4 protein-coding genes are annotated in these 2963 nt (G+C 65.4%); 2 read left to right on the plus strand and 2 right to left on the minus strand.

Going from position 1 to position 2963, the window contains the following annotated elements; translation table 11 throughout:
- Positions 1 to 592 precede the first annotated feature (592 nt).
- Complete coding sequence (locus tag HUK65_RS18215; protein WP_179907675.1) at positions 593 to 1018, plus strand: hypothetical protein; 426 nt, start codon at positions 593 to 595, stop codon at positions 1016 to 1018.
- Positions 1019 to 1184: 166 nt separating this feature from the next.
- On the opposite strand, the gene HUK65_RS18220 is transcribed toward HUK65_RS18215, so the two are convergent.
- Both HUK65_RS18220 and HUK65_RS18225 read right to left on the minus strand, forming a co-directional pair.
- A complete protein-coding gene (locus tag HUK65_RS18220) occupies positions 1185 to 1394 on the minus strand; it encodes a hypothetical protein (protein WP_179907676.1) in 210 nt (69 codons plus the stop codon).
- Between the two features lie 326 nt (positions 1395 to 1720).
- On the minus strand, positions 1721 to 2227 hold the full coding sequence (locus tag HUK65_RS18225) for a DNA-binding domain-containing protein (protein WP_179907677.1): 507 nt from the start codon (positions 2225 to 2227) through the stop codon (positions 1721 to 1723).
- 237 nt (positions 2228 to 2464) lie between these two features.
- Between HUK65_RS18225 and HUK65_RS18230 the strand changes: the two genes are divergently transcribed.
- Complete coding sequence (locus HUK65_RS18230; protein WP_179907678.1) at positions 2465 to 2899, plus strand: helix-turn-helix domain-containing protein; 435 nt, start codon at positions 2465 to 2467, stop codon at positions 2897 to 2899.
- The last annotated feature ends 64 nt before the right edge of the window (positions 2900 to 2963 follow it).

The following is a 2963-nucleotide window of genomic DNA, read 5'->3' on the forward strand; positions in this document are numbered from 1 at the left end:
GCGCAGGCGCGCGGCCTCGGCCTCCAGCGCTTCGGTGTCGGGCAGGGTGTCCGGGTCGGCCTGCAGGCGGTCCAGCAGCTCGGCGGGGGTGGCATCCAGGCGGGAAGGCGGCGTCGGCTCTCGCGCCCCGTGCATCGCGCGCGCCGCCCGCTGCGCCTGATCGAGCGCCGCACGGGTCTGTGCCCCATCTTGTCAGTGTCCATCATTGCACCTCGTGACAGACAACCACCCACCGCGCCCCTGCCAGAGCGGGGCCCAATGATGAACGGGGGCGCGAGGGCGCTGGCAGATTCGGGAAGGCCCTGCCAGCGCGCGGGCACCAGCCCCCCCCGCGCGTGTTCCGTCGCATATGTGCGGCGCGGCTGCGATCATGGTTGCGATGGACCGGTCAGCGAACCGGGATTCAGACCCAGTTGCGCGCATACCGCGTCTGCGGCGTCTGACCGGACAACACCCAGGCCGGTGCCCGGTTTTCGTATGGGTCTGGGCGGGGCTGCGCCCGCGATCACCGGCTTGCCAAGGTGCGCGAAGGCAGGCGGCAGGCTGGACACGAAGGCGTCAAGGCTGTCCGGGTCCCTCTTGCACCGGGCGGTTGCCCAGAGCGCTTCGCCTTCTCGCCGAAACGCTCTGTTTTTCTGTTCGCCGCAATTTCGAACCGAAAAAATCTGTAGATTTGTTTCTGAAATTGCTTCTGCCGCGCATCGCAGGCGTGATCGATCCGCGCTGGGTCGCGCTTTCGACCCGCGCCCGCGGTTCGCTCATGCTTGCGATCCGCTCGTTGCGGTCGCGCATCAGGTCGCTGCGGGTCATGCACATGACACGTCCTTCCCGGCCTGATGTCAGCGGTGCGCCGTTTCTCACGCGACAAGGCCAGCAGGTTGCACAGCATGAATTCCAGATCCCCGAGAGTCCTGTCATCCCGCTTGGTCTGGGCTTCAAGGCTGCGCTGGATCAGCGCGCCCGGACCCGCGATATCAATCGGGGCAATGCTGTCAGGATATGCCCGCGCGACACATGAGAGCACGCCAACCGCGCCCCGGATTTCCTGCAACAGGTCGTCCATGTCCTCGAACCCTCGCAGCATTTCTGCAGTGCGGTCAGGCGTCAGATCGATGACAACGGCCTGCCCCGCCTCGATCCGCGCGTGGTATCCATATCCCGAAGGAATTCTTCGGGAATGCGCTTCATGTGTCTTCTGGCTCTCGCTTAACCTTCATGCGCAGCGGGCCACTGAAGGCCCCGGCCACAACCGCCGTGTCGCGCGGTGCCAGGTCACGCTCGGCTGTGTCGATTTCATCCAGCACCGCCAGCGCCTTGCGGTCGGCATCGCTGCTCAGATATCCGTTCGCCGCCTCGGCCTGCGCCACGGCCATGCGCGCAGCCTTGCGGCCCATGCGCGGCGTCGCGGATACAATCGACACTGTCATAGGCCCCGCGCCGGACAGGCTCGATGCCCTCGCAGATCATGTTGCCCTCTGCATCATCGGCCTGGGCGGGCGCGCTCAGGTCATCCGGATCACGGCCCAGCAGGAATTGCCCCTTGCCGTGAAACCTCAGCAGCGCCTCTTGCGTGGAAGGCCCTCCATAAATCCAGCCGTCGCGTTTCACCTGCCCGAATCGATCGACCGAAACCGGCTTCCACACAAACTCAGCCAGATAGAGCTGCCGCGCCGTGGCATGGCGTGTGACCCGTTCCGCCAGAAACGACTTGAAGATCAGGTCATAGGACCGCCCATGCGCGCCCTGCGCCCTGCGGTCCGTCTCGGCATTGTGCCGTTTCACTTCCCGCCGGAAGAACCTGTTCGGCCATATCGAACGGCACCGGCACCACATCAGGCCCCCCTTGACGGTTCTTGGCGCGGCCCCCGGCGCGTGACCGGTATGCGCGCCCTTGAACTCGGGGCCCTGATCTGGCTCTGGCATCAATCACCCGCGACAACGTGGCGTAGGTGCGTTCGGCCAGCCGCGCATGCAGCCTGTGCGCCTCGGGCAGTTGCTGCCAGCGCCGGTAGAAGGCCGGGAAGGACGGCACCGCCCAGCCCATGCCGCGCTCCACGTTGCGCGTGTCCCGCCATGCCTGCTTCAGGGGGAAATCCTTGTAGGCATTGCGGATCGTGGCCATGAAGAACGCCCAGGCGTCATCCGAGATTCCGGCCCGCGCGGACCCGCACTTGCCGTAATCATCCAGCAGCGCAGGCGCAAAGTTGATCGGATCAACCCCTTTCACCGCCCGTTGAATACGCTTCAACGAGGCTTCAGAGGTGCAGTCGGACCCGAACTGCGCCTGCGTCCCTCGCCATCCATTCGCGTTCGCGAACCCCCTGCGCCCGCAAGGAGATCACCGCCCGCGCGATTGCCGCGCCCCGTATCATACGGTTTCCGGCTGATTGACTCGCGTTGGCAGGTATTCCCAGCGAGAATCGAGTGTTTTACTGTCTGCCCAACGACAACGAAGGAGGCAGGCATGGTGCAGGTTGTGGATCATCTCAGCGTCGCTGAGCTTCAGGCGGGTTGGCGAGAGTGCCAGGACGCAACTCTGGCGCGGCACTATCAGGTAATCTGGTTGCTGGCGGAGGGGCGGAGTTGTGCGGAGGTGTCGCGGCTGACGGGTTTCGTGCGGCGGTGGGTCGAGGAACTTGTCGAGCGTTACAATCGGTTCGGGCCGTCGAGCCTGGGCGACCAGCGCCGGGGCAATGGCGCGAAGCCCCGCCTCTTGACGCCCGAGGTGCTTGCGATGCTGCGCGAGCGGGTGAAGACCCCGCCCGACGATGGTGGGGTATGGACAGCGAAGAAGGTGGCGGCGGTCATGGCCTGTGAACTCGGGCAGGCCTCGGTGGCTCCGCAACGCGGATGGGAAGCTTTGCGCGCCATCGGCTGGACCATCCAGGGGAGTGTCTGAAACTCTGTGTATCTGATCGGGCCCATGCGGTTTTCAGATACGTTCATGCGTCGAAGCGCCCGGC

Source organism: Rhabdonatronobacter sediminivivens (genome assembly GCF_013415485.1).
GTDB lineage: Bacteria > Pseudomonadota > Alphaproteobacteria > Rhodobacterales > Rhodobacteraceae > Rhabdonatronobacter > Rhabdonatronobacter sediminivivens.